The organism is Frateuria sp. (assembly GCF_013362045.1).
Taxonomy (GTDB): domain Bacteria; phylum Pseudomonadota; class Gammaproteobacteria; order Xanthomonadales; family Rhodanobacteraceae; genus Frateuria_A.
Genome location: NZ_JABFWW010000011.1, coordinates 1 through 25,641, shown reverse-complemented (window position 1 = coordinate 25,641; position 25,641 = coordinate 1). Strand labels below are relative to the sequence as shown.

16 protein-coding genes and 1 pseudogene are annotated in these 25,641 nt (G+C 69.1%); 4 read left to right on the top strand and 13 right to left on the bottom strand.

The window, feature by feature from the left end; genetic code table 11:
- The 5 genes and pseudogenes from HOQ08_RS00410 to HOQ08_RS00390 form a co-directional block, all read right to left on the bottom strand.
- Positions 1-451: pseudogene (locus HOQ08_RS00410) on the bottom strand (SPOR domain-containing protein); the annotation flags it as partial.
- Positions 452-522: 71 nt separating this feature from the next.
- Positions 523-1,815: a bifunctional tetrahydrofolate synthase/dihydrofolate synthase gene (gene folC, locus HOQ08_RS00405; protein WP_291189856.1), complete on the bottom strand. Its 1,293-nt coding sequence runs from the start codon at positions 1,813-1,815 to the stop codon at positions 523-525.
- A 272-nt stretch (positions 1,816-2,087) separates the two neighbouring features.
- Positions 2,088-4,403 (bottom strand): heavy metal translocating P-type ATPase, encoded by a 2,316-nt coding sequence (locus HOQ08_RS00400; protein ID WP_291189853.1) that lies wholly within the window; start codon positions 4,401-4,403, stop codon positions 2,088-2,090.
- Positions 4,400-4,825 (bottom strand): heavy metal-responsive transcriptional regulator, encoded by a 426-nt coding sequence (locus tag HOQ08_RS00395; protein ID WP_291189850.1) that lies wholly within the window; start codon positions 4,823-4,825, stop codon positions 4,400-4,402. The genes HOQ08_RS00400 and HOQ08_RS00395 overlap by 4 nt, the downstream gene beginning before the upstream one ends.
- An 86-nt stretch (positions 4,826-4,911) precedes the next feature.
- Positions 4,912-5,469 carry an NAD(P)H-dependent oxidoreductase gene (locus HOQ08_RS00390; RefSeq protein ID WP_291189847.1) on the bottom strand — a complete coding sequence of 186 codons (558 nt, stop codon included), beginning with the start codon at positions 5,467-5,469 and terminating at the stop codon, positions 4,912-4,914.
- A gap of 414 nt (positions 5,470-5,883) precedes the next feature.
- Between HOQ08_RS00390 and HOQ08_RS00385 the strand changes: the two genes are divergently transcribed.
- Positions 5,884-7,563 carry a diguanylate cyclase gene (locus HOQ08_RS00385; RefSeq protein ID WP_291189844.1) on the top strand — a complete coding sequence of 560 codons (1,680 nt, stop codon included), beginning with the start codon at positions 5,884-5,886 and terminating at the stop codon, positions 7,561-7,563.
- 48 nt (positions 7,564-7,611) lie between these two features.
- Here HOQ08_RS00385 and HOQ08_RS00380 read toward each other — a convergent pair whose 3' ends face one another.
- From HOQ08_RS00380 to HOQ08_RS00365, 4 genes are all read right to left on the bottom strand, one after another.
- Positions 7,612-9,879: a thiamine pyrophosphate-dependent enzyme gene (locus HOQ08_RS00380; protein WP_291189841.1), complete on the bottom strand. Its 2,268-nt coding sequence runs from the start codon at positions 9,877-9,879 to the stop codon at positions 7,612-7,614.
- Positions 9,880-9,922: 43 nt separating this feature from the next.
- Positions 9,923-10,429, bottom strand: a complete 507-nt coding sequence (locus HOQ08_RS00375; protein WP_291189838.1) for a hypothetical protein — start codon at positions 10,427-10,429, stop codon at positions 9,923-9,925.
- Positions 10,426-10,968 (bottom strand): GNAT family N-acetyltransferase, encoded by a 543-nt coding sequence (locus HOQ08_RS00370; RefSeq protein WP_291189860.1) that lies wholly within the window; start codon positions 10,966-10,968, stop codon positions 10,426-10,428. Before HOQ08_RS00370 ends, HOQ08_RS00375 begins: the two co-directional genes overlap by 4 nt.
- Before the next feature lie 143 nt (positions 10,969-11,111).
- Positions 11,112-12,281, bottom strand: a complete 1,170-nt coding sequence (locus tag HOQ08_RS00365; RefSeq protein WP_291189835.1) for an acyl-CoA dehydrogenase family protein — start codon at positions 12,279-12,281, stop codon at positions 11,112-11,114.
- 136 nt (positions 12,282-12,417) lie between these two features.
- Between HOQ08_RS00365 and HOQ08_RS00360 the strand changes: the two genes are divergently transcribed.
- Positions 12,418-13,293: a DMT family transporter gene (locus HOQ08_RS00360; protein ID WP_291189832.1), complete on the top strand. Its 876-nt coding sequence runs from the start codon at positions 12,418-12,420 to the stop codon at positions 13,291-13,293.
- Between the two features lie 60 nt (positions 13,294-13,353).
- Here HOQ08_RS00360 and HOQ08_RS00355 read toward each other — a convergent pair whose 3' ends face one another.
- The 4 genes from HOQ08_RS00355 to HOQ08_RS00340 all read right to left on the bottom strand — a co-directional run bounded on the left by HOQ08_RS00355 (position 13,354) and on the right by HOQ08_RS00340 (position 20,776).
- Entirely contained in the window at positions 13,354-13,899 is a 546-nt protein-coding gene (locus HOQ08_RS00355; protein WP_291189828.1) for a hypothetical protein, read from the bottom strand.
- Between the two features lie 20 nt (positions 13,900-13,919).
- Positions 13,920-14,843, bottom strand: coding sequence for a 5'-nucleotidase (locus HOQ08_RS00350; protein ID WP_291189825.1), 924 nt, complete (start codon positions 14,841-14,843; stop codon positions 13,920-13,922).
- A 51-nt stretch (positions 14,844-14,894) separates the two neighbouring features.
- Entirely contained in the window at positions 14,895-15,656 is a 762-nt protein-coding gene (locus HOQ08_RS00345) for an NAD kinase (RefSeq protein WP_291189822.1), read from the bottom strand.
- A gap of 188 nt (positions 15,657-15,844) precedes the next feature.
- Positions 15,845-20,776 carry an NAD-glutamate dehydrogenase domain-containing protein gene (locus HOQ08_RS00340; protein WP_291189819.1) on the bottom strand — a complete coding sequence of 1,644 codons (4,932 nt, stop codon included), beginning with the start codon at positions 20,774-20,776 and terminating at the stop codon, positions 15,845-15,847.
- A 427-nt stretch (positions 20,777-21,203) separates the two neighbouring features.
- Between HOQ08_RS00340 and HOQ08_RS00335 the strand changes: the two genes are divergently transcribed.
- Positions 21,204-22,388 (top strand): efflux RND transporter periplasmic adaptor subunit, encoded by a 1,185-nt coding sequence (locus tag HOQ08_RS00335; RefSeq protein ID WP_291189816.1) that lies wholly within the window; start codon positions 21,204-21,206, stop codon positions 22,386-22,388.
- Positions 22,389-22,401: 13 nt separating this feature from the next.
- Positions 22,402-25,581, top strand: a complete 3,180-nt coding sequence (locus tag HOQ08_RS00330) for a multidrug efflux RND transporter permease subunit (RefSeq protein WP_291189813.1) — start codon at positions 22,402-22,404, stop codon at positions 25,579-25,581.
- Positions 25,582-25,641: the final 60 nt, after the last annotated feature.

The following is a 25,641-nucleotide window of genomic DNA, read 5'->3' as shown; positions in this document are numbered from 1 at the left end:
CGCGCGCGGCGGTACCGGCAGTTCCAGTTTCGGCGACCCCGGCTGTGCCGGCAGGCCTTGGCTGGATGACCGGTGCGGGTGCGGGCGGCACGACTTTGGCCGGCGCGGCTGAGGACGCTGGCGAGGCGGCCGCATTCGGTTCCATTTCCACGTCGCGTGGGCGGCGCGAGGCGATGTCGACGGTGGCCAGGCGGTCCGACGGCGACGGTGCAGCCGACTGCGCACGCGCAGGGATCACCGGCGAAGTGGCTGCGGCAGTGCCGGCGCTGGCGGGCGCCTCGGGATCGAGGCTCATCGTGCGCGTCTGCAGGTCGCGGTCCGGCGCTGGAGGAATGGCCAGGCTCACTGCCTGGTCCCCGGCATTGGTGGGCGGCGTGCTGGAGAAGAACATCGGCACGAACAGCACCATCAGCGCAATCAGGACGAAGGCACCCAGCAGGCGTGTTTTCAAGACTCGAACTCCAAGGCCGCACGGCACGCAGTAGCGGGATTATACCTTCCCCTGCCCCCCGCACGGCCCGGTCAGCTCGCCGGTTCAGCCAGCACCGCGCTGGCGACGAAGAACGAACCGAACGCCAGGATGCATTCCCCCGGCCGCGCCTGCGCCCGCGCTGCGGCCAGCGCTGCGGATACGTCCGGATGCGCGTCGGACACCGCCAGCGGCAGGGTCCGCCTTATCGTTTCGGACAGCCCGCCGATCGACAGCCCGCGCGGGGAATCGCCATCCAGCCCGGCGAGGTGCCAGTGGTCGACTTGCGGCCCGAGCGCGGCCAGCACACCGGCCACGTCCTTGTCCGCCAGCGCACCGTAGACTGCGTGCACCCGCGCAAATCGGCGAACCTGAAGCCAGTCGGCCAAGGCCCTGGCTGCCTGCGGGTTGTGGCCAACGTCCACGACCAGCAGCGGATCGCCGCCGAGCGCCTGCAGGCGCGCCGGCACCCGCACGGCCTCGAGGCCGGCAGCGGCCGCCTCGCCCAGCTCGACCGGAACGCTGCGGTCGCCGCCGCTGCCGAGCGCATGCAACACGGCAAGCGCAGCGGCGGCATTGGCGTACTGCACCGGTGCGGCAAGTGCGGGATCGGGCAAGTCGAAGACAGTCCCGTCCCGGTGCTGCCAGCGCCAGCCCCGCACGTGCCGCTCCACGCGGAAGTCGTGCCCGGCCCGCTGCACCTGTGCACCGCAGGCGGCCAGCGCATCGAGCAGGCCGGCCGGCGGGTCCGATTCGCCGACGATCGCCGGCCTGCCGCGCCGGGCGATGCCGGCCTTCTCGCGGCCGATGCTGTCGCGGTCGTTGCCCAGCCAGTCCATGTGGTCCAGGTCGATGGTGGTGATCACCACCGCGTCGGCGTCGATGATGTTGACGGCATCCAGTCGTCCCCCGAGGCCAACCTCGAGCACGGCCACGTCCAGGTCCGCGCGTGCGAACAGGTCCAGCGCCGCCAGCGTGCCGTACTCGAAATAGGTCAGCGGCACCGCCTCGCCATTGCTGGTGCGCGCGGCCTCGATCCGCTCGAACGCTCCGACCAGCGCGTCGTCCGTGACGTCGCAGCCATCGATGCGCACGCGCTCGTGGTAGCGCAGCAGATGCGGCGACGTGTAGCAACCCACCCGCCGCCCGGCCACGCGCAGCATCGCCTCGATCAGCGCCACAGTGGAACCCTTGCCGTTGGTTCCGCCCACGGTGATCACGCATCGAGCCGGCGACGGCGCGCCCATCCGCTGCCACACCTTGCGCACGCGATCGAGTCCCAGTTCGATGCTGCGCGGATGGACACCCTCCTGGTAGGCCAACCATTGGGCAAGCGTGCGCGGCATGGAATTTTCCCGTAACGAAGCGGCGCGCAGCTTAAGGCATTGGGGCCTGAGCCGGCGGTTGGCGTCGTCCTTTACGCATGCTGGGCTTCGCCTTCCTGTGGCGCTTCCGCAGGCGAGCCCGTCGCGGAAACGCCCCGGGAAAAAGCGAAGCGCACAACAACCCACCCCACGAGCACCCGCTCCCCGACCTCCCAAAGGGAGAGGGAGCAAGGCCATCGCGCATCCACCGGGAGAAGGAGCAACGGCCCCACACCGGCCAATCGTCGCGCGGGCTACAACCGCACCCGCCGCAAGCGCAGCGCATTGCCCACCACCGACACCGACGAGAGACTCATCGCCAGCGCAGCGATCATCGGCGACAGCACCACGCCCAGGAACGGATACAGCGCGCCCGCCGCCAGCGGCACGCCCACCGCGTTGTAGACGAAGGCGAAGAACAGGTTCTGGTGGATGTTGCGCACCGTCGCCTGCGACAACGCACGGGCTCGGGCGATGGCGGAGAGCTCGCCCTTGACCAGGGTGACCTGGGCGCTCTCCATCGCCACGTCGGTGCCGCTGCCCATGGCGATGCCCACGTCCGCGGCGGCAAGCGCCGGGGCGTCGTTGATGCCGTCGCCAGCCATCGCCACGCGGTGGCCTTCGTGCCTGAGGCGCTCGACCACCGCCGCCTTGTCCGCCGGCGAAACTTCGGCATGCACCTGATCGATGCGCAACTCGCGCGCCACCGCCTGTGCGGTGGCGGCGTGGTCGCCGCTGAGCATGACGATGCGCAAGCCCTCGCGGCGCAGGGTGTCCAGCGCAGCGGGAGTGTCGGCCTTGATGCGGTCGGCGACCGCGACAACGCCGGCCAGCACGCCATCCACGGCCAGGAACATCACGGTGGCGCCGTCGCTGCGCAACCGCTCGGCGTGCCCTGCAGCGGCCCCATCCAGCGCAACGTGGAGCTCTTCCAGCAGGCGCGCATTGCCCAGCGCGACCTCGGCCCCCTCGATGTGCGCGCGCACGCCACGGCCGGTGAGCGCACGGAAGCCGGCCGCCGGCGGCACGCTCACGCCCGCCGCCTGTGCTCCCGCGACGATCGCGCGCGCCAGCGGATGTTCGCTGGCCTGTTCCAGCGCGGCGGCCAGGGCCAGCAAGCGGTCCTGCCGGAGATCGCCAAGGGCCACCACCTCGCGCAGCGTCGGGCGGCCTTCGGTCAGCGTGCCGGTCTTGTCGACCACCAGCGCGTCGACGCGGTGCAGCGCCTCGATCGCGGCGGCATCGCGGAACAGCACGCCCGCCTGCGCGCCGCGTCCGCTGGCGACCATGATCGAGATCGGCGTGGCCAGGCCCAGCGCGCAGGGACAGGCGATGATCAGCACCGAGACCGCCGCGACCAATGCGTGCGCCAGCCGCGGCTCGGGTCCCCACGCAAGCCACGCGGCGAAGGCGAGCACCGCCACCGCGACCACCGCAGGCACGAACCACGCGGCCACGCGATCGGCCACCCGCTGCAGCGGCGCGCGGCTGCGCTGCGCCTGCGCAACCAGCGTGACGATCTGTGCGAGCAGGGTATCGCCGCCCACCTTCTGCGCGCGCAGCAGCAACGTGCCGTCCTGGTTGACCGTACCCGCGGTGAGAGGGTCGCCGGCGGTCTTGGCCACCGGCATCGGCTCGCCGGTAAGCATGGATTCGTCGACATGGCTCTCACCCTCGGTGGCCACGCCGTCGACCGGCACCTTCTCGCCGGGGCGCACGCGCAGCAGGTCGCCGACGCGCACCTGCTCCAGCGGCACGTCGCTTTCGCCATCGTGCCCGAGGCGGTGGGCCATCTTCGGCGCCAGGCCGAGCAATGCCTTCAGCGCCTCGCCGGTGCGGCGGCGCGCGCGCAGTTCGAGCAGGTCGCCCAGTGTGACCAGGGTGACGATCACCGCCGCCGGCTCGAAGTAGACGCCCACGCGGCCATGCACGCGCAGGCCGGCCGGGAAAATGCCGGGCAGCAGCAGTGCGACGGCGCTGTAGGCCCAGGCCACGCCGGTGCCCAGCGCGATCAACGTGTACATGTTCGGCGACCATGGCCTGAGCGAGCGCCAGCCGCGCCGGAAGAACGGCGCCCCGCCCCACAGCACCACCGCGCTGGCCAGCAACGCTTCGGCGACGCCGAGCACGCCGATCCAGCGCGCCGGCCACGCGTGGCCCAGCAGGTGCGGTCCCATCGCCAGCACCAGCACCGGCAGGGTCAGCGCGGCCAGCCAGCCGAAGCGGCGCCACAGCGCGCGCAATTCGCCGGCATCGTCAGCTTCAGCGGTCGGCATCAGCGGCTCCAGCGCCATGCCGCATTTCGGGCACTCGCCCGGTCCGACCTGGCGCACTTCCGGATGCATCGGGCAGGTATAGATAGCGCCTGCATCGGCGGGCGGTGCCGGGCGCTCGTCGAGGAAGCGTTCGGGCGTGGCGACGAAGCGCTCGCGACAACGCTCGCTGCAGAAATACCAGGTGCGCCCGGCGTGCTCGGCGCGGTGCCGCGCGGTAAGGGGATCGACGCTCATGCCGCAGACCGGATCCTTCACGGTTGCCGGCGCCGCGTGGGAGTGGCAGCAACTGCTCATGGGCGCTCCTCCCCGCCGAGCGCCTGCAGGATCGGGCATCGCTCGGGCTCGCCATGGCCAGGGCAGGCCTCGATCAGCTGCGCCAGCCCCGCGCGTACGCGCTCCAGCTCGGCGATGCGCGCCTCGATTTCGGCCAGGCGATGCTGCGCGCGCTGCTTGACCGCCCTGACGCCGCGCTGCCGGTCGGCCGAGAGCGCCAGCAGCCCGCGGATCTCCTCCAGCGTGAAGCCCAGGTTCTTGGCGCGCCGGATGAAGCGCAGCCGGGCGACCGTGCCCTCGCCGTAGCTGCGATAGCCGGAGGGCCGCCGCGACGGTTCGGGCAGCAGCCCTTCACGTTCGTAGTAGCGGATGGTGTCGATGGCCACGCCGGCGCGCTTGGCGACGGCACCGATGGTGAGCGGAGAAGCGGTTTGCATGTTCATGGCGCAAGTCTAGACCCTTGATCCAGGTCTAGAGTCAAGCGCGTGGTGGGCGGCCGGCCGCCCCGCCGGTCACGGCCCTCGCGTGCCTACCGCTTGAGGATGGTGTGCAGCCACTGGACGTAGAGGTCGACGAAGCCCTGCAGGAACTTGCGCGTGCTGTCGACCGTGATCTCGCCGCTGGCATCGACCGGACCGTCGTCCTTGAACTGCACGAACACCTCCGGCTGGCCCAGCAGCGGCACGTCCAGGTAGGCCAGCGTATTGCGCAGGTGCTGCTGCGCCAACGCGCTGCCGGTGGCCCCGACCGAGGCGCCGATCACGGCGCCGGGCTTGCCTGCAAAGGCGTTGGTGCCGTAGGGGCGCGAGGCGATGTCGATGGCGTTCTTGAGCACGCCGGGCACCGAGCGGTTGTACTCCGGGGTAACGAACAGCAGCGCGTCGGCGGCCTTGATCTGCGCCTTGAGCTGCTGGCATCGCGGCGGGTAGTCGCCGTCGAAGTCCTGGTCGTAGAACGGCAGGTCGTCGATGCGCACATGCTCGAAGGCCAGCTCCTGCGGCGCCAGCTTCTCCACGGCTCGGGCCAGGCGGCGGTTGTAGGAATCCTTGCGCAGGCTGCCGACCAGTACGGCTACTTTGATGCTCATGGACTTCTCCGTGGGTGGTCCGCAGGCGGGATGAGAGGATTACGAAGGCCGCGCCACGACTGCTCGGTTGGGTCCATAGCTTCCCCACAGGGGCAGACACGGCCACATTCGGCGAGCATGCCGCCCGCGCCGCCAAGGAGTCGTGAGCACTGGCGCAAGCCGGGTTGCCCGCGTTGGCACAGACCCTGCTAGAAAAGCCATTGGCTCGCGTGCAAAAAGCAAGCGGAGAGCCGGACGGTTCGCGTAGGATCGTTCAGAGCGCGGGTGCGCCAGCTGTGGAGCAGCAGGTCGGCCCGCCCAGGGGTTGGACTCGGCCGCCCGAATGCGTGGCCGGCCGTCAGCGGGGTCGAGGGGATGCGAAGGCTTGCCGCAGCAAGGACATGGACCCAGTACAGGCTCCCGGCTGCCGGGTGCGTGCTCGGTTTGCTGTGGCTGTGGTTCGGCGTGGTGCTGGCCGCCGTGCCGCTGGACGGCGGCTGGCGCGAGGTCCATGCCGGGGACACTGCCGCCGCGGTGATGGGACAATTCCGCCAGGGCCAACTGGCCGCCTTCGACCCGTCGCTGCTGCACAGCTTTCCGCGTGCAGGCCTCGGCACCTGGGTGGTACTGCGTCAGCAGCCGCCGTGGGTGGACGAAGAGCGCGTGCTCACCATCTACCCGCCCGCGCTGGGCAACATCACGATCTATGGTCCACACGGCCCGGTCGGCAGCCTGGCGCTGGACGAGGCCGGCGGTCCGCCGCTGGGCCATGGGCGGCTTGCCTACCGCTACCCGGCGAGCGTGTCGGCCACCACGCCGATCCTGCTCAAGCTCGAACCGATGGAAGGGCTTTCCCCGCCGCTGAGCTTCCACCTGGAGTCCCTGCCCGCCTTCCTCCAGCATGACGCGCACTGGCTGACCCTGTTCAGCGCCTGCTTCGCGGTGATGCTGACGATGGCGCTGATGGCGTTGTGTTTCGCGCTGATGCTCCATGACAACACCTTCTCTTGGTACGCCGGCTACATCTTCTGCTACGCGCTGATCCAGAGCATCCAGACCGGCTTCCTGTTCCATCCGCTGGAAATCGGCTGGCTCGCGCCTTCGGCAGGCCTGCTCGAATCCACCGCGATCGCGCTGTCGGTGGCCTTCGCGGCGCTGTTCATGGCGCGCTTCTGCGAACTGCAACGTTTCGCGCCGCTGCTGCGCGCGCCAGTGATGGCGCTGGCCATCGGCATGCCGATGCTGGTGCTGATGCGCAGCAGTTCCATCGGCTTGCTGGTGGACGTGGCGCAGGCGCTGGTCGATCCGCTGCTGATCCTGGGCGCGATGCTGATGCTGCTGACGGCCATCGTCGCGGCCGCGCACGGTTCGCGTCACGCCTGGTTCTTCCTGGTCGGCTGGACGCCGCTGCTGGCGCTCACCGCGCTGTCCACCGCCCAGTTGAGCGGCGCGCTGCCAGGCATGGGCTGGATCAGCGACGCCAGCGTGGTCGCCGGCGCGTTCGAGGCGATCGTGCTGTCGATCGGCCTGGGCGACCGCGCGCTGACCATGCGGCGCGACCGCGACATGGTGCGAGCCCTGGCCGACAACGATTCGCTCACCGGCGTACTCAACCGGCGCGCCTGGAACGAAGCGGCCGAGACGATGCTGGGGGAAAGCACCGGACGGCCGGTGGCGCTGCTGTTTCTGGACCTTGACCGCTTCAAGCTGCTCAACGACCAGCAGGGCCACCGCGCCGGCGACCGCGCGCTGATCGAAGTGGCCGAAGCCCTGCGCGCGGAACTTCGCCCGTCCGATCTGCTCGGCCGCTACGGCGGCGAGGAGTTCATCGCCATGCTCGATGGCGTGGTGCAGGAACAGGCCATGCAGGTGGCCACCCGCCTGTGCCGGCGCGTCTATCGGCTGGAGATCCCGGTCAACCAGGAGTTCATGCTGAGCGTGAGCATCGGCGTGGCCATGCGCAGCTTCGGCGATACCCTGGAAACGCTGATCGAGCGCGCCGACCAGGCGATGTACCAGGCCAAGGTCAACGGCCGCAACCAGGCGCGCCTGTACGACCCGCCACCCGGCATCGAGGCGCGGCCCTGGCCACAGATGACCGAAGTGGACGATTGAAGGACGGATGGGGAGGACTTGCCTCGCCCCACCCATTCCCGCGCTACCTCAATCCGCGAGCTTGTGCGCCGCCGCCACGACGTCCGCTTCGCCCGGCAGCACCAGGAACGCGGCGCCTGCCAGCGGCGTGAAGGTATCGGCGCCGACCACGCGCTCCAGCGGCGTGGCGCCGAAGCCGGCCTCCACGATCGCGGTGATCACGCCCTCGCCCACGCCGGCGCTCTTGCGGCCCTCGTCCAGCACCAGGATGCGCCTGGCGCTCTTCGCCTGCGCCGCGATGAAGGCGTCGTTGAGCGGCGCCAGCCAGCGCAGGTCGACCACGCGCACCTTCCACTTGAGCTCGGCCTCGATCGTGCGCGCGGCGCGCAGCGCCATCGGCACGCCGTTGCCGAAGGTGAACACGACCAGGTCGTCCGCGCCGTCGTTGTAGACCCGCCCCTCGCCCAGCGGCATCGCCTGGCCCGGCGCGGGATAGCCGAACTGCCACGCACCGTCGCCGGCCTCGTACAGGTCCTTAGTCATGTACAGCGCGATGGGCTCGAGGAAGGCGCACACGCGCCCGTCCACCTTGGCCAGCGCGGTCAGCGTGCGCAGCATGGTGGCCGCGTCGTCGCCGCGGCTGGGACAGCCGACGATTAGGCCCGGGATGTCGCGCAGCGCGGCGATCGAGTTGTCGTTGTGGAAGTGGCCGCCGAAGCCGCGCTGGTAGCCCAGGGAAGCCACGCGCATCACCAGCGGGTTGCGGTACTGGTCGTTGGAGAAGAACTGCAGGCTGGCCGCTTCGCCGCGGATCTGGTCGCCGGCGTTGTGGAAGTAGGCCAGGTACTGGATCTCCGGGATCGGCAGCATGCCCATGTTGGCGTAGCCCTGGGCCAGGCCCAGGATCACCGTCTCGTCCAGCAGGGTGTTGAACACGCGGGTGTTCTTGAAGGTTTTATGCAGGCCCTTGGTAACCGTGTAGACGCCGCCCTTCTGCGCCACGTCCTCGCCGAACAGCAGCGACTCGGGGTACTTGGCCATGACGTCGTGCAGCGCCTGGCCGATCTGGATGGCCAGGTGGCGCGGCGGCTGGTTCTCCGGCAGCTTGTCCTCGCTGCCGAAGGCCTTGAGGCGCGCGTCGGCGTAGTCGGCGCGTTCGGCCTCGGCCTTCACCTTGGCCGGCGTGTACGGCGCCAGCGGCGCCATCACGTCGTCCAGGCGGTCCAGCTTGGGCCGACGATCGGCCTCTTCGGCAGCGGCGAAGCAGCGCTTGCGGGTGGCCTCGTACAGGGCCAGCAGCGCATCCTTCGAATACAGGCCCGACTCCAGCGCGATCGCGGCCGAGCGCAGCAGCGGGTCGGTGGCCTCCACCGCGCACAGCTCCTCGATGCTGCGCCACTCGATCTCGAAGTCGGTGCCGGCGTGGCCCATTACGCGGGTGGTGGCCAGGTGCAGGAAGGTCGGACGGCGAGTGTTGCGGCAATGCTCCACCGCACGCTGCACCTGCGCGTAGCCTTCGGCCAGGTCCAGGCCGTCGGCGAAGAAATAATCCAGGTCCGCGCGATGGCGGAAGTTGTTCGCCACCCAGCCGTTCGGCGTCTTCACCGAGATGCCGATGCCATTGTCCTCGCACACGAACAGCACCGGCGCGGGCAGCTTCTGGTAGGCGGTCCAGCCGGCCGCGTTGAAGGCGGTCTGCGCGGTGGCGTGGTTGGAGGACGCGTCGCCGAACGAGCAGATGGCGATGGAATCCTCCGGCACCGGCAGCGTGCGGCCGATGCGCCGCGCGTGGTCGATGGCGACCGCAGTTCCCAGCGCCTTGGGCAGGTGCGAAGCGATGGTCGAGGTCTGCGGCAGCACCCAGAGCGGCTTGCTGCCCCACACCTTGTGGCGGCCGCCGGAGGCCGGGTCGTCCTTGCTGGCGGCGAAGGACAGCGCCGAATCCATCACCGGGTCCATGCCCGGCAGCTTGCGGAAGCGCTCGGCCATGAAGCCGCCGGAGCGGTAGTGCAGGAACGCCGGATCGGTGTGGCGAGTCAGCCGCGCCACCATCGCGTTGCCCTCGTGGCCGGACGAGCCGATCGTGTAGAACACCTTGTTCTGCACGCGCAGCACGCGCGCCATCAGGTCCAGGTGGCGGCTGATCAGCTGCGATTCGAGCAGCTCGCGGAAACCGCGCGAATCGAGCGCGCTGCCCGACAGCACGGGCCGGTCGTCGCGCGGCGCGGCGCCTACCTCGCCCTGCCAGAGCTTCACGAACTCGGTGAAGTTCTGGTCGACGATCTCGGCACGGTTGAAGCCCTTGTGGCGGGCGGTGATGGGAAGCGCAATGGTCATGGTGGATTCGTACCGGTACGGGAGAACGGCCGCGGCGCGGCCGTCAGGAAGAGGAGGCGATGGGCAGCGCGGAAGCCGGCCGGCGCAGCCGCCGCAGGGCGGCGGCACGCGCGAGGTCCTTGTCGCGGCCGAAGGATTCGAGGATGCGGACCTGGTCGTCCAGCGAGGGGACCGGCACCGCCAGGCCCTCAACGCCGACCAGCACCAGTCGACCCGGCGTCACCGGTTGCCAGCCCTCGCCTGCGTCCAGTTCCAGCCCGCCCATCACTTCCAACGGCATGCCGGGAAAGCGGAAGCGGGCGAAACGCGAACGGAAGCGGTCGCCGTTAGCGGGCACGTAGCCGGCTTCGCGACGGTCGGCCCATTGCGTCGCCAGGACCTCGGCATCGGCGCGCGAGACCAGCACGTCGACGTCGGCCACGCTCACCTCGGCGCCCATCAGGCGCGCGGCCGCGCTGCCGATCAGGCACCACGGCTCGGCGCAGTGCACGTGCAGTTCCGGCACCGCTTCGGCTAGCGCGACGAACAGCGCGGGCGGGATATGGCTCATGCGCGGCGGCGCATCCAGGCCTCGCGGCTCTGGCCCCACACGTCGACGGCGATGTCCTGGAACGGCTCGGGCAGGCGGCCCGGCCCCTGCAGGCTGGAGCCCAGCCGCCGGGCGACCTGCTGCGAGGCGAAATTGTCCGGCGCGATGGTGTGGATCACCTCGCTCCAGCCCAGGTGCCCGAACGCCCAGTCGATCGCCGCGGCCGAGCCCTCGGTGGCGTAGCCCTCGCCCCAGACCTCGCGCAGCAGGCCCCAGCCCACCTCGGTGCCGGGCCAGCCTTCCGGGCACCAGGGGCCGAGCCGGCCGATCCAGCGGCCGCTGGCCTTCTCGATCACCGAGAACATGCCGTAGCCCTGGATCGCCCAGGCGCCGGCCATGGAGAGAAACCCGCGCCAGGCCACCGCGCGGGGCTGCGGTCCGCCGATGTGGCGCGAGTTTTCCTCATCGCCCATCAGCGCGGCCCAGCCCTCGAAATCCTCCGGCCGGGTCGAGCGCAGGATCAGGCGGTCGGTTTCGATGCGGATGTCCGGAACGTGCAAAGGCCTCATCTCCTGAAAGCCCTCTCCCGTCGGGAAAGAGGTTGGGGAGAGGGCCCGGGGCTTGCGCGGACTTCACCAGCGCGCTCCGTACCGAACCCTCATCCGCCCTCGGGTACCTTCTCCCGGGGGAGAAGGATTCAAGATCAGAACGCGTTGATGCCGGTCAGCTCGCGGCCGACCACCAGCTGGTGCACCGTCTCGGTGCCCTCGTAGGTGATCACCGATTCGAGGTTCAGCGCGTGGCGGATCGCCGAGTGCTCGGTGGTGATGCCGGCGCCGCCCAGGATGTCGCGGCACTCGCGCGCGATGTCCAGCGCCATGCGCACGTTGTTCCACTTGGCCAGCGAGACCTGGGTCGGCTGCATGGCGCCGGCGTCCTTCAGGCGCCCCAGCTGCAGCGAGAGCAGCTGCGCCGTGGTGATGCGCCGGGCCATGTCGGCCATCTTCAGCTGGATCGCCTGGTTGGAGGACAGCGGCCGGCCGAACAGGATGCGCTCGGCGGTGTAGTCGAGCACCTCCTTCAGGCACGCCTGCGCCGCGCCGATCGGCCCCCAGGTGATGCCGTAGCGGGCCTGGGTCAGGCAGCCCAGCGGGCCCTTGAGGCCCTTTACGTTGGGCAGGCGGTTGGCGTCGGGCACGCGCACGTTGTCGAAGAACAGCGCGGAGGTGACCGAGGCGCGCAGGCTCATCTTCTTGTGCACTTCCTGCGCGGCGAAGCCCTTGCTGTCGGTCGGCACGATGAAGCCCTGGATGCCGTCCTCGGTCTGCGCCCAGACGATCGCGATGTGCGCCATGTTGCCGTTGGTGATCCACATCTTGGCGCCGTTGATGACCCAGTCGCCGCCGTCCTTCCTGGCGTTGGTCTTCATGTTGGCCGGGTCCGAACCGCCGTGCGGCTCGGTCAGGCCGAAGCAGCCGATCACCTCGCCCGCCGCCATCTTCGGCAGATAGTGCATCTTCTGTTCTTCGCTGCCGTAGGCGTAGATCGGAAACATGCACAGCGAACTCTGCACCGAAGCGAAGCTGCGCAGGCCCGAGTCGCCACGCTCCAGTTCCTGGCAGATCAGGCCATAGCTCACGCCGTTCATACCGGCGCAACCGTACTTTTCCGGAATCGTCGCGCCGAGCAGGCCCAGGCTGGCGATCTCGGGGACCAGCTCCTTGGGAAAGCGGCCCTGGTCGAAGCAATCGCCGATGATCGGCAGCACCTTCTCGTCGACGAAGCGGCCGACGGTGTCCTGCACCATGCGCTCCTCGTCGGTGAGCAGCGAGCGGACGTCGTACAGGTCGAGCGGGTCGAGACGGGCGGCCATGCTTCGGTTCCGTTGAATGGGACAAGTCCGGCATTCTACCGCCGCTGGCGGGTATGGTCATGCCGGAACGGGCCCGATCCGGCATTGGGATTCGGCCGTACTCGTCCCAAGCCGCGTGTCGTTGTCGGGAGAACGCATGTTCAAGGGTGTATTGCTCGGTTTTGCCTGCTACGCGGCCTACGCGGTCAGCGACGCCTTCGTCAAATCGCTGCATGGCTCGCTGCCCGCGTACGAGGCGGTGTTCTTCGGCGCGGCGCTCGGGCTGGCGGCCATTCCCTTCATCCGCAAGCAGGGCGACCGCTGGGGCGAAGTGTTCGTGGCCCGGCGGCCGGCGCTGTGGTGGATCCGCGCGATCACCGGCGCGATCAGCAACCTTTCGGCGGTGGTGGCATTCACCCACCTGCCGATGGCCGAGACCTTCGCACTGATCTTCCTGATGCCGATCTTCGTGACGGTGCTATCGGTGCTGTTTCTCAAGGAGCACGTGGGTTGGCGGCGCTGGTCCGCGGTGTTCGCCGGCTTCATCGGCGTGCTGGTGGTGCTGCGGCCGGGTTTCCGCCACCTGGGGCTGGGCCACTTCGCCGCAATCGCCTGCGGCATGGCCGGCGCCGTTTCGGTCGTCGCCCTGCGCATGGCCGGCGCGCACGAGAAGCGCATCAGCCTGTATGGCGCCGGCGTGGTCGGCCCGCTGGCGGCAGGCGGCGTGCTGATGCTGCCCTCCTTCGCATGGCCGACGATGCAGCAGTGGTGGCTGCTGGCCGGCTACGGCCTGCTGGCCGCGCTGGCCGGCGTGCTGCTGATGCTCGCCACCCAGGCCGCGCCGGCCAACCGCGTGGCCCCCACCCAGTACAGCCAGATGCTGTGGGCGATCGGCTTCGGCTACTGGCTGTTCGGCGACACGCTGGACTGGCCGATGCTCATTGGCATCGCGATGATCCTGGGCGCCGGCTTGTTCACGCTGGTGCGGGAGGACCAGGTGAGCGGCTGGTGGCGGCGCATGAAGCTGGTGTAGCGGCCAGGCGTGCACGGGCCCGTAGTGCCGGGCCGGGCGTGGTCCGCTTCTCGCCGTGGGCTACCTGGCGGGACACTCCTCGGCGATGGGCCAGACCCAGTCCGGCACCTTGCCGGCGTATCCGTAGGGCACCGGCTGGCCTTCGGGCGTGCCCTCCTTCGGAAAGCAGTCGAACTCGTCCAGCAAGCGGCCATCCGCGATGTTGCGGAGCGTATAGGCGATCGTGCTGATGCCGTGCGGGGCACGCTGCCGGTAAGCGACGGCCTGGCCATGGGCGGCGAAGGCCCAGGCCCAGATCGCCATTCCCTCGCCGAAACGACGCACGAACTTGCCCTCGCGGAACACCACGACCGAGGTAGGCAAGGGATAGGACGTGCAGCAGTTGGCTTCGAGCACCAGCCATCCCGCACTGCGGCCATCGGCTGAAACATGCGGCGCATCGAAGCCCTGCTGGTCCACCTCGGTACGCGGCGCGTCGACGTCCCCACGCTCGGTATGCAGCACCAGCGTGGCCTGGTCGGGGGCGAGCGTGGCGCCCCGGTAATACTGGGCCACGGCACCGGGTGCGACAGCCATCGACACCATCACTGCAAGCAGGACACGCATGCCGCACTCCCTGGGCTCGCTCAGCGGTTGCTCACGCCATGCGGCACGTGGCCGGTGGCGACATGCTTGCGCGCCGATTCCACGTTCGCCGGCGAATCGTCGAAAAAGATGTCGGCGCCGAAGGCGTCCAGGAACGGCCCCTTGTCGCGGCCGCCCAGGAACAGCGCTTCGTCGATGCGCACGCCCCAGCGGCGCAAGGTGAGGATCACCCGCTTGTGCGCGGGCGCGGAGCGTGCCGTGACCAGGGCCGTGCGGATCGGCGAATCCTCCGCCGGGAAGGCGGTCTGCAGGCGGTGCAGCGCGGTGAGGAATCCACGGAACGGTCCCACCGACAGCGGCTCGGCGGCATGTTCGGTTTCGCGGCGGTGAAAGGCTTCCAGGCCCTCTTCGCGCGAGACCCGCTCGCCTTCGTCGCCGAAGATCACCGCATCGCCATCGAAGGCGATACGCAACTGCTCGCCGGCGCGCGGCGGCGCGGTACTGGGCAGGATGGTCGCCGCCGCCACGCCGGCGGCGAGCGCCCGGCCGACATCCTCGGCATTGGCCGAAAGGAACAGGTCGGCCTTGAACGGGGCGATGTAGTCGGAGGTCGGAGCGCCGCTGGTGAACGCGGCGCGGCTGATCTCCAGGCCATGGTGCTGGATGGCGTTGAAGATGCGCAGGCCGGTATCGCCGGAGTTGCGCGAGAGCAGGATCACCTCCACCGGCGGCACGTCGCCCGCGAGCTTGTTCAGGCCCAGCAGCTTCTGCACCAGCGGGAAGGCGACGCCGGGCTGCAGGATCTCGTTCTCGTGCTCGATCTGGAAACGGCGGTAGGCATCCAGCCCGTCGCGCTCGAACAAGCTATGGCTGTCGCCCAGGTCGAACAATGCGCGCGAGGAAATGGCAACGACCAGGCGGTTGTCGGTGCTGGCGCCAGGGTCGTGGGCATCGGGTATGGTCATGCTTTTCAATCCGGCAAAGGCGGAAGACGGGCGTACGGCTAGATGGTCCGCCTAGTCCGCCGCGAACTGCTCATCCAGTATCCGCTGTTCGAGGTTGTGCTCGGGATCGAACAGCAGCTTCACGCCGCACTCCTCCGCCTGGCGGACCTGCACCTTGCGCACGTCGCGCACCTCGAGGAAATCGGCGGTGGCGCTGACCGGCCGCTTGCCCGGGTCGAGCACGCGCAGGGTCACCAGCGTGCGATGCGGCAGTATCGCCCCGCGCCAGCGGCGCGGCCGGAACGGGCTGATCGGCGTCAGCGCCAGCACATTGGCGTCCAGCGGCAGGATCGGCCCGTGGGCGGAAAGATTGTAGGCGGTGGAGCCGGCGGGCGTGGCCACCATGATGCCGTCGCAGACCAGTGCGGAAATCTTGACCGCGTCGTTTAGCTTCACTTCCAGGTGCGCCGCCTGGTTGGTCTGGCGCAGCAGCGAGACCTCGTTGAAGGCCAGCGCGAACTGCTCGTTGCCCTTGCCGTCGACGGTGCGCATCTGCAGCGGGTACAGCACGGCAGCATGCGCGCGCTCGATGCGCCCGGGCAGGTCGTCCAGGTGGTGCTTGTTCATCAGGAAACCGACGCGGCCGAGCTTCATGCCGTAGACCGGCAGATCCAGCGCGCGATGCGCATGCAGGGTGCGCAGCATGAAGCCGTCTCCGCCCAGCGCGATGATGACGTCGGCCTCCAGCGGCGGCATGTCGCCGTAGCGTTCGGCCAGCCTGCGGCGGGCCTGCTGGGCCACGGGCGTGTCGCTGGCGACGAAGGCGAAGCGCATGGGCATCCGGCGTGGCGATGGTGCTGCGAGCTTAACGCAGGCACGGCGGCCGGGCATGACAGCGGCCGTGCGTCCAGGCAGGAGGACCGCTTGCGGGCGGCGCGCTTCGTTCGCGGCATCGCCTGCAGGCGGGCTCCGACAGGTGGGGTGAGGTCGGACCGGGTTACCTGCCGGCCCGACCTCCGCCGTTACTGCACCGGCACCGCCGCCAGCTGCGCCAGGCGGCGGACGGCCACCGAGGCGATCGGGTAGTCCGCGTTCTGGGTCAGGATCTCCGCCAGCATGCTGCGGGTGTACTTGAGCGTGGCATCGTCGCGCTCCAGCCAGGCCCGTACCGGCGAGACGTCCTTGCGGCTGCCGGCCAGCGCCAGCACCTGCTGGGCCAGTGCGCGATGCTGGTGGTTGAGTTCGTCCAGCAGCGAGCCGCGCGCCTGCGCATGCCAGTGGCCTTCCACCGGCAGCGCCTCGATCTGGCCGCGCAGCCACTCCAGGTCCAGCGTCTCGCCCAGCTCGTAGAACACGCGGGCGACCGTGGCGATCGGCTGGCCGGTCTGCTGGGCGACCTCGCACATGTCCAGCACGGCGCGCAGCACCGAAATGCGGGCCAGCCGCACGGCCAGTTCGGCCGGCACGCCCAGGCCTTCCCACTTCTCGCAGCTGAGCTCGAAGTCGGCCTTGCCCGTTTCGGTGAGCGCCTCGGGCAGCGCCTTGCGCAGCGCGGTGACGCCGTCCAGGTAGCGCTCGACGTTGACGGCGATGTCCAGGCTGCCGCCGGGGCGATTGAGCAGCCAGCGAGTCATGTGGCGCAGCTGCGACCAGATCTGCATGATCGCGTCGATCTGCGTGTCCTCGGCGACCTTGCTGTCCAGCGCCTCGATCTCGCCCCACAGTTCGCGCGCATCCAGGATCTCGCGCGCGGCGGTGTAGGCCTTGGCGATCGCCGCCGGGCCCTGCCCCGTGTCCTCCTGCATGCGCATCATGAAGGTGGCGCCCATGCGGTTGATCGTCGAGTTGGTCACCGCGGTGGCGATGATCTCGCGCTTGAGGCGATGGCGTTGCATGTTGGCCGCGTACTTCTCGTGCAGCGGCTCGGGGAAGTAGCGCACCAGCTCCTTGGACAGGTACGGGTCTTCCGGCACGTCGGACTCGAGCAACTGCTGGAACAGCTTGATCTTGTCGTAGGACAGCAGCACCGACAGCTCCGGCCGGGTCAGGCCCTGGTGACGGGTCTTGCGCTCGGTGAGCTCCGCGTCCGAAGGCAGATTCTCGACCTGGCGGTCGAGCAGGCCCTCGGCTTCCAGCTCGCGGATGAAGTGCGCCATCGAACCGAGCCGCTTGACCGACTGATGCTCCATCAGGGTGATTGCCTGGTTCTGCCGGTAGTTGTCCCAGAGCACCAGTTGCCCGACCTCGTCGGTCATCGCGGCCAGCTGCCTGTTGCGGCCATCCTCGGTCAGCTCGCCGCGGCGTACCGCGTCGTTGAGCAGGATCTTGATGTTGACCTCGTGGTCGGAGGTGTCCACGCCGGCGGAGTTGTCGATGAAGTCGGTGTTGAGCAGCACGCCGTGCTGCGCGGCCTCGATGCGGCCCTTCTGGGTGAAGCCCAGGTTGCCGCCCTCGCCCACCACCTTGCAGCGCAGGTCGGCGCCGTTGATGCGCAATGCGTTGTTGGCGCGGTCGCCCACGTCGGCATTGGTTTCCTGCGAGGACTTCACGTAGGTGCCGATGCCGCCGTTCCACAGGAGGTCGACCGACGCCTTGAGGATCGCGCTCATCAACTCGGCCGGGGTCAGATGCGTGGCGTCGCCCTTGATGCCCAGCGCTTCGCGCATCTGCGGCGAAACCGGGATCGACTTGAGGCTGCGCGGGTACACGCCGCCGCCCTCGGAGATGAGCGACTTGTCGTAGTCGTCCCAGCTCGAGCGCGGCAGCTTGAACATGCGCTGGCGCTCGGCGAACGACCTGGCCGCATCCGGGTTCGGGTCGAGGAAGATGTGGCGATGGTCGAACGCGGCCAGCAGGCGGATATGCTCGGACAGCAGCATGCCGTTGCCGAACACGTCGCCGGACATGTCGCCGATGCCCACGCAGGTGAAGTCCTGGCTTTGCGAGTCGCGGCCGAGCGCGCGGAAGTGGCGCTTGACCGACTCCCACGCGCCCTTGGCGGTGATGCCCATGCCCTTGTGGTCGTAGCCGTTGGAGCCGCCGGAGGCGAATGCGTCACCGAGCCAGAAGTTGTGTTCGATCGAGATGGCGTTGGCGATGTCGGAGAAGGTCGCCGTGCCCTTGTCGGCGGCCACCACCAGGTACGGATCGTCCTGGTCATGACGCACCACGTCGTGCGGCGGCACCACCTTGCCCTCGACCAGGTTGTCGGTGATGTCGAGCAGGCCGTTGATGAACATCTTGTAGCAGGCGATGCCCTCGGCCTGCTGCGCGTCGCGGTCGCCGCCGACCGGCGGGCGCTTGACGAAGAAGCCGCCCTTGGAGCCGACCGGCACGATCACCGTGTTCTTGACCATCTGCGCCTTGACCAGGCCGAGGACTTCGGTGCGGAAGTCCTCGCGGCGGTCGGACCAGCGCAGGCCGCCGCGCGCCACCGCGCCGAAGCGCAGGTGGATGCCTTCCACGCGCGCGGCCGACACGAAGATCTCGCGGTAGGGCACCGGCTTGGGCAGGTCTGCGACCTTGTGCGAATCGAACTTGTAGCTGATGTAAGGACGGAAAGCGCCGTCCCACTGCTGGAAGAAGCTGGTGCGCAGGGTGGCGCGGATCACGCCCAGGAAGCTGCGCAGGATGCGGTCGTCGTCCAGGCTGGCGACGTTCTCCAGCAGGGTCGCGACGGCATCTTCTGTCACGCCGACCTGCTCGGCGCGCGGAAGGGAAAGCATCGCGACCAGGCCATCGACCAGGCCGGGCTGCGCCGACTGCACGTTGCCCGGGATGAGCAGGCGCATCTCGGCATCGAGCAGCTCGCCGGCGGTCTTGAGCTCGCCGGCCGACAGGCTCTCGCGGCGCGGGTCGAACTTGGCGTTGAACAGCTCCACCAGCAGGCCGGCAATGGCCGGGTAGCGGTTGAGCGCGTCCTCCATGTAGCTCTGCGAAAACGACACGCCGGCCTGCAGCAGGTACTTGCAGTAGCCGCGCAGCATGGCGACCTGGCGCCAGTTGAGCTTGGCGCCGAGCACCAGGCGGTTGAAGCCGTCGTTCTCCGCGTTGCCGCGCCAGATCTGCTCGAAGGCGTCCTCGAACAGCGTGCCGACCTGCTCAACGGTGAAGGTGAGGTGGCCGACCGGCTGCACCTCGAAGTCCTGGACGAAAAGCGGCGTGCCGCCGGTGTGCACGTCGTAGACGTGCTCGGTGAGCACGCGCAGGCCCAGGTTCTCCAGCTGCGGCAGCACCTCGGACAGCGCGATGTCGCTGCCGGAGCGGTAGACCTTGAAGCGCAGTTCGTCCGGCCGCAGCGGCGGGTGGTAGAAGGACATGCGCACGGCATCGTCGCCTTCGAGCAGCGACAGCTCGTACACGTCCTGGGCCGCCACTTCGGGACTGACCTCGTCGACGTAGCCCACCGGCAGCGCCTTGGCGTAGCGGTTGGCCAGCACCACGCCCTCGTGGTCGCCGCGGGCGCGCACCAGCGCGTCGCGCACGTCGTCGTGCCAGTTGCGCACGATCGCTGCGACCGACCGCTCCAGCGCCGCGGTGTCGTACTCGGCGCGGTCGCCGATCTTCGGGCGCACCACCACGTGCAGGCGCGCCAGCGCGGCCTCGCCCATCAGCACGGACGAATCGACGTGCTCGCCATGCAGCGCGTCGCTCAGCAGGTGCTCGATGCGCTCGCGCACCGTGGTGTTGAAGCGTTCGCGCGGCACGTAGACCAGGCAGGTGTAGAAGCGGCCGTAGCGGTCGCGGCGCACGAACAGGCGCGTGCGCGCGCGCTGGCGCAGCTCGAGGATGCCGCTGGCGATGGCGAACAGCTCATCCTCGCTGCTCTGGAACAGCTCGTCGCGCGGCAGGGTTTCGAGGATGTGCCGCAGCGACTTGCCCGAATATGAATCGCGCTTCAGGCCCGAGCGGCACATCACCGCCTCGACCCGCTGGCGCACCAGCGGCACGTCCTGCGGGCGCGCCATGTAGGCATTGGAAGTGAACAGGCCCAGGAAGCGCTGCTCGGCCACCGGCTTGCCGTTGGCGTCGAACTTGAGCACGCCCACGTAATCCATGTAGCCGGGGCGATGCACGTGCGAGCGGGCATTGGTCTTGGTGAGGATGATCGCGTCGGTGGCGCCGGACTGCGGCAGCTCCGAAGCGACCAGGCTGCGCAGCGAGCGCGGCGCCAGCGAGCGTTCGCTGCCGCGCAGGATGCCCAGGCCGGAATCGTTGATGGCGCGCAGCACGTCCTCGCCGTCGGCCTCGGTCACTTCGTATTCGCGATAGCCCAGGAAGGTGAAGTTGTCGTCGGCCAGCCAGCGCAGGAAGTCGGCCGCTTCGTCCACCGAATGCGCGTCCATCGGCAGCTTGCGCCGCGGCAGCTCGGCGGCCACCGCCAGCGCGTTGTCGCGCATCGCCGACCAGTCGCCCACGGCGGCGCGCACGTCTTCCAGCGCCGCTTCCACACGCGCCTGGAGCGCGGCCTGGGCCGCTTCGTCGGCCACGCGGTCGACCTCGAAATGCATCACCGACTCGGGCGCGCCCGCCTCGTCGCCCAGGCGCTGCAGCTGACCCTTGGCGTCACGGGCGACCTTGACCACCGGATGGATCACCGCATGGATCTGCAGCGGGTCCGAAACGATCATGCTGACGGTGTCGACCAGGAACGGCATGTCGTCCGTGACCACTTCGATCACGCTGCGGCCGGCATGGCTGCGTCCGGGATTGATCACGCGCACCTTGGCGCGGCCGGGTTCGCGCTGCTGCATAAACTCGAGCAGGCCGGCGATGAGCGTCGCCCATTCGGCCGGAGTATGCAGGTCCACGTCGCTGTGCGCCATCCGCGCGAAGAAGGCGCCGATAAAAAATTGCGCCTCATCAAGGCGCCGGGTCGGAAAGCCGCTGTTCTTCAGTTCCTCGAAGACAGCCGGGGGAACCGCACTGTCGCTGGTCGCGCGAATGGCATTCATGGCATCTGCTTGTCAGTGGAAACGAAAGTGTCTGCGCCGGGGATGCGCAAAGCCCGAAGAGGATACGCCGGGCGTAAGGGCGATTCCACCGACGAAGCCCCGGGCGACGGGCCCGGACCCGTGCGTGGATCATCAGTCCCGACGCGATCCCGCTTCCGTTTCACCCGCGCAATCGAAGGAGAGGAGCAGGCCACGCGACGCCGGACGCCTTCGCTTTGCGCACAACGCCGCGAACCCCGCAAGATCTTGGCCGCAGTGGCCCGCAAAATGTAAACTCAGCGGTATAGTTGTGCGTTCCCAGCCGGTGGCCGCCCACCCGCCGGCACGTTGCGCCACGACCATTGGCACTGGTCGGCCATGACGCCGCCCGTATGCTCGCCGGCTTCCCCGCCGCGTCTCCGATCACCCCATTAAGGATGGAGCTCCCATGAAGTCCACGACAACGCGCACCCTGGCCCTGTGCCTCGGCATGCTTGGCCTGGCCGCCTGCGGCAAGGGCCAGCCGCAGGGGCCGCAGCAGATGCCGCCGCCGCAGGTGGGAGTGGTCACCCTCAAGCCGCAGACCGTGCCGCTGACCAAGGACCTGGTCGGCCGCCTGTCGGCCTTCCGCAGCGCGGACGTGCGCGCGCGCGTGCCCGGCGTGCTGGTCAAGCGCGCCTACGAGGAAGGCACCGACGTCAAGCAGGGGCAGCTCCTGTTCCAGATCGACCCGGCGCCGCTCAAGGCCGCGCTCGGCGCGGCGCAGGGCACCCTGGCACAGGCGCAGGCCAGCTACACCAACGCCAAGGTCAATGCCCAGCGGGCGCGCGAGCTGGCGCCCAAGGGCTACGTGTCCAAGGCGGATCTGGACAACGCGCTTGCCGCCGAGCGCAGCGCTTCGGCAGCGATGCAGCAGGCCCGCGCCAGCGTGCAGTCTGCGCAGATCAGCCTGGGCTATGCCGACGTGCGCTCGCCGATCGACGGCCGCGCCGGCCAGCAGCAGGTGACCGAGGGCGCCCTGGTCGGCCAGGGCGAAGCCACTCTCCTCACCACGGTCGACCAGATCGACCCGTTGTACGTGAACTTCACCATGAGCGTGGCCGAGCTCGAACAGCTGCGCCAGGCGCAGGGGCAGGGCAACGTCTCGCTGGCCGGAAACGCCAACGCCAGCGTACGGGTGAAGCTGCCCGACGGCAGCACCTACGGCGAACCGGGCACACTGGACTTTTCCTCCACCACGGTCGATCCGGCCACCGGCGCGGTGAAGCTGCGTGCGCGCATCGCCAACCCGCAGCGCACCCTGCTGCCGGGCATGTACGTCACCCTCGCCGCCTCGCTGGGCCAGCGCCACAACGTGTTCCTGGTGCCGCAGCCTGCGGTGCTGCGCGACACCGTGGGCGCCTACGTCTTTACGGTCGGCACGGACGGCAAGGTGATCCGCCGCGACGTAACCGCCAGCGCGGCGGACGGCAGCAACTGGATCGTCACCGGCGGCCTGAAGGCCGACGAGAAGGTGATCGTCTCGGGCGTGCAGAACGTCAAGGAAGGTGCGCCGGTCAACGCCTCCCCCTGGCAGCCGCCGGCGCCCGCCGGCAGGGCCCCGACCGCTGCCGCGACCGCGCGCGGCAAGTAACGGAGCTCACATCATGCCGAGCTTTTTCATCGATCGCCCGATCTTCGCCTGGGTGGTGGCCATCCTGATCTCGCTGGGTGGCGTGCTGGCCATCCTCAACCTGGGCGTGGAGTCCTACCCCAACATCGCGCCGCCCTCGGTGACGGTGAATGCCTCCTATCCGGGCGCCAGCGCCGAAACCACCGAGAAGGCGGTCACCCAGGTCATCGAGCAGCAGCTGACCGGCATCGACCACCTGCTGTACTTCAGCTCCTCGTCCAGCTCCAGCGGCCGCGCCAGCATCACGCTGACCTTCGAAAGCGGCACCGACCCGGACATCGCCCAGGTGCAGGTGCAGAACAAGGTTGCGCTGGCCACGCCGCGCCTGCCCTCCGAAGTGACCCAGCAGGGCGTGGTGGTGGCCAAGGCCAACGCCGGCTTCCTGATGGTGGTGGCGCTGAAGTCCGACAACCCCAACATCGACCGCGACCGTTTGAGCGACATCGTCGGCTCGCAGGTGCTCGACCAGATCGCGCGCGTGCCGGGCGTGGGCAGCACCCAGCAGTTCGGCTCCGAATACGCCATGCGGATCTGGCTCGATCCGGACAAGCTGCAGGGCTACAACCTGTCGGCGACGCAGGTGCTCAACGCGATCCGCACGCAGAACGTGCAGTTCGCCGCCGGCTCGATCGGCGCCGATCCCGCCTTGCCCGGCCAGGGCTTCGCCGCGACGGTGTCCACCGAAGGGCGCTTCACCACGCCCGACCAGTTCGCCGGCATCATCCTGCGCGCCAACCCCGACGGCACCACGGTGAAACTGGGCGACGTGGCGCGGATCAGCTTCGGTCCCGGCAACTACGGCTTCGACACCATCGTCGACGGCAAGCCGATCGGCGCGTTCGCGATCCAGCTCCTGCCTGGCGCCAACGCGCTCAACGTGGCCACCGCCGTGCGCGGCAAGATGGACGAGCTCGCCCCCAGCTTCCCGCCGGGCGTGAGCTGGTTCAGCCCGTACGACAGCACCGCGTTCGTGAGGATCTCGATCGACGAGGTGGTGCACACGCTCGTCGAGGCGATCGTGCTGGTGTTCCTGGTGATGCTGCTGTTCCTGCAGAACATCCGCGCCACCATCATCCCGACGCTGGTCATCCCTGTCGCGCTGCTGGGCACGTTCCTGGGCATGCTGGTGCTGGGCTTCACCATCAACCAGCTGACCCTGTTCGGCATGGTGCTGGCCATCGGCATCGTGGTGGACGACGCGATCGTGGTGATCGAGAACGTCGAGCGCATCATGACCGAGGAGAACCTCGCGCCGAAGGACGCCACGCGCAAGGCGATGGGCCAGATCACCGGCGCGGTGGTGGCGATCACCGTGGTGCTGACCGCGGTGTTCGTGCCCTCGGCGCTGCAGCCGGGCGCCTCGGGCATCATCTACAAGCAGTTCGCGCTGACCATCGCCGTATCGATGGCGTTCTCGGCGTTCCTGGCGCTGTCCTTCACGCCGGCGCTGTGCGCGAGTTTTCTCAAGCCTGAGCACCACAAGAAGAAGAACGTCGTCTTCCGCAAGTTCAACCAGCTGTTCGAGTGGACCACGCACACCTATACCGGCCACGTCGGCAGTGCCGTACGGCACGCGCCGCGCTGGATGTTCGTGTTCGTGCTGGTGGCGGTGCTGGCGGGCTTCCTCTATACCCGCCTGCCCGGCAGCTTCCTGCCCGAGGAGGACCAGGGCTACGCGATGTCGGTGATCCAGCTGCCGCCTGGCGCGACCAAGCAGCGCACCGAAGAGGTGATGCGCCAGATGCTCACGATCCTGAAGAAGGATCCGGCGGTGGACACCGTGCTGCAGGTGGCCGGCTTCAGTTTCATCGGCTCCGGCGAGAACGCGGGCATGGCGTTCATCAAGCTCAAGGACTGGTCCGAGCGCAAGGGCACCGCGGCGGACTTCATCCAGCGCGCCAACGGCGAGCTGTTCCAGATCCGCGATGCACGCATCTTCGTGGTGAACATCCCGACCGTGCAGGGACTGGGCCAGTTCGGCGGCTTCGACATGTACCTGCAGGACCGCAGCGGCGCCGGCCGCGATGCACTGACGCAGGCGCGCAACACGCTGCTGGGCAAGGCCAGCCAGGATCCGGTGCTGACCGGCGTGCGCCCCAACACGCTGGAGGATGCCCCGCAGTTGCACCTCGACGTGGACCGCGTGCAGGCACAGGCGATGGGCCTGTCGGTGGGCGACATCTACAACGCGGTCGGCCTGATGCTGGCGCCCGTGTACGTCAACGACTTCACCTATGGCGGCCGCGTCAAGCGCGTGATCATGCAGGCCGATGCGGCCTATCGCATGAGCCCGGACGCGCTGCAGCACTTCTTCACGCCCAGCAGCACGCAGGCCACCAGCGTCGGCACGCCCGACATGATCCCGCTCTCCAACGTGGTGCATGCCGAATGGCGGATGGGCTCGCCCTCGCTGACCCGCTACAACGGCTATGCCGCGGTGGAGATCGTCGGCGCGCCCACGCCCGGGCATGCCTCGGGCGAGGCGATGAGCGAGATGGAGAAGCTCGTCACCACCGACCTGCCTGCCGGCTACGGCTTCGACTGGACCGGCCAGTCCTACCAGGAAATCCTTTCCGGCAATGCCGCCACGCTGCTGATGGTGCTGTCGATCGTGATCGTCTTCCTGGCGCTGGCCGCGCTCTACGAGAGCTGGTCGATCCCGGTCTCGGTGCTGCTGGTGCTGCCGCTGGGCTTGCTCGGCGCGGTGGTGTTCACCCTGCTGCGCGGGCTGCCCAACGACATCTACTTCAAGGTCGGCCTGATCACGGTGATCGGCCTGGCCGCGAAGAACGCGATCCTGATCGTGGAATTCGCGGTCGAGCAGCAGGCGCATGGCAAGACGCTGCGCGAGGGCGTGATCGAGGCGGCGCGACTGCGACTGCGGCCGATCCTGATGACCTCGCTGGCGTTCATCCTGGGCGTGTTCCCGCTGTTCATTTCCTCCGGCGCCGGCGCCAACGCCCGCCATGCGATCGGCACCGGCGTGATCGGCGGCATGCTGTTCGCCACCTTCCTGGGCGTGCTGCTGATCCCGGTGTTCTACGTGGTGGTGCGCCGCTTGCTGGGCGACAAGCTCGATGGCGACGGCCCGGCGCAGCCGGGGATCGGCAACGGTCCGCATACGTTCGATTCGGACCCGCGCCGCGGGCACTGATGCCCTGCGCCCTCTCCCCTTCCGGGAGAGGGCTGGGGTGAGGGGCCGGGGCTCGCCTCA

Excerpts from the sequence above, each read along its gene's own strand:
- HOQ08_RS00355 (WP_291189828.1), bottom strand. The coding sequence starts at position 13,899 with ATGCGTGTCCTGCTTGCAGTGATGGTGTCGATGGCTGTCGCACCCGGT.
- HOQ08_RS00365 (WP_291189835.1), bottom strand. The coding sequence starts at position 12,281 with ATGGCCGCCCGTCTCGACCCGCTCGACCTGTACGACGTCCGCTCGCTG.
- HOQ08_RS00395 (WP_291189850.1), bottom strand. The coding sequence starts at position 4,825 with ATGAACATGCAAACCGCTTCTCCGCTCACCATCGGTGCCGTCGCCAAG.
- HOQ08_RS00390 (WP_291189847.1), bottom strand. The coding sequence starts at position 5,469 with ATGAGCATCAAAGTAGCCGTACTGGTCGGCAGCCTGCGCAAGGATTCC.
- HOQ08_RS00380 (WP_291189841.1), bottom strand. The coding sequence starts at position 9,879 with ATGACCATTGCGCTTCCCATCACCGCCCGCCACAAGGGCTTCAACCGT.
- HOQ08_RS00335 (WP_291189816.1), top strand. The coding sequence starts at position 21,204 with ATGAAGTCCACGACAACGCGCACCCTGGCCCTGTGCCTCGGCATGCTT.
- HOQ08_RS00360 (WP_291189832.1), top strand. The coding sequence starts at position 12,418 with ATGTTCAAGGGTGTATTGCTCGGTTTTGCCTGCTACGCGGCCTACGCG.
- HOQ08_RS00340 (WP_291189819.1), bottom strand. The coding sequence starts at position 20,776 with ATGAATGCCATTCGCGCGACCAGCGACAGTGCGGTTCCCCCGGCTGTC.
- HOQ08_RS00330 (WP_291189813.1), top strand. The coding sequence starts at position 22,402 with ATGCCGAGCTTTTTCATCGATCGCCCGATCTTCGCCTGGGTGGTGGCC.
- HOQ08_RS00375 (WP_291189838.1), bottom strand. The coding sequence starts at position 10,429 with ATGAGCCATATCCCGCCCGCGCTGTTCGTCGCGCTAGCCGAAGCGGTG.
- HOQ08_RS00350 (WP_291189825.1), bottom strand. The coding sequence starts at position 14,843 with ATGACCATACCCGATGCCCACGACCCTGGCGCCAGCACCGACAACCGC.
- folC (WP_291189856.1), bottom strand. The coding sequence starts at position 1,815 with ATGCCGCGCACGCTTGCCCAATGGTTGGCCTACCAGGAGGGTGTCCAT.
- HOQ08_RS00345 (WP_291189822.1), bottom strand. The coding sequence starts at position 15,656 with ATGCGCTTCGCCTTCGTCGCCAGCGACACGCCCGTGGCCCAGCAGGCC.
- HOQ08_RS00400 (WP_291189853.1), bottom strand. The coding sequence starts at position 4,403 with ATGAGCAGTTGCTGCCACTCCCACGCGGCGCCGGCAACCGTGAAGGAT.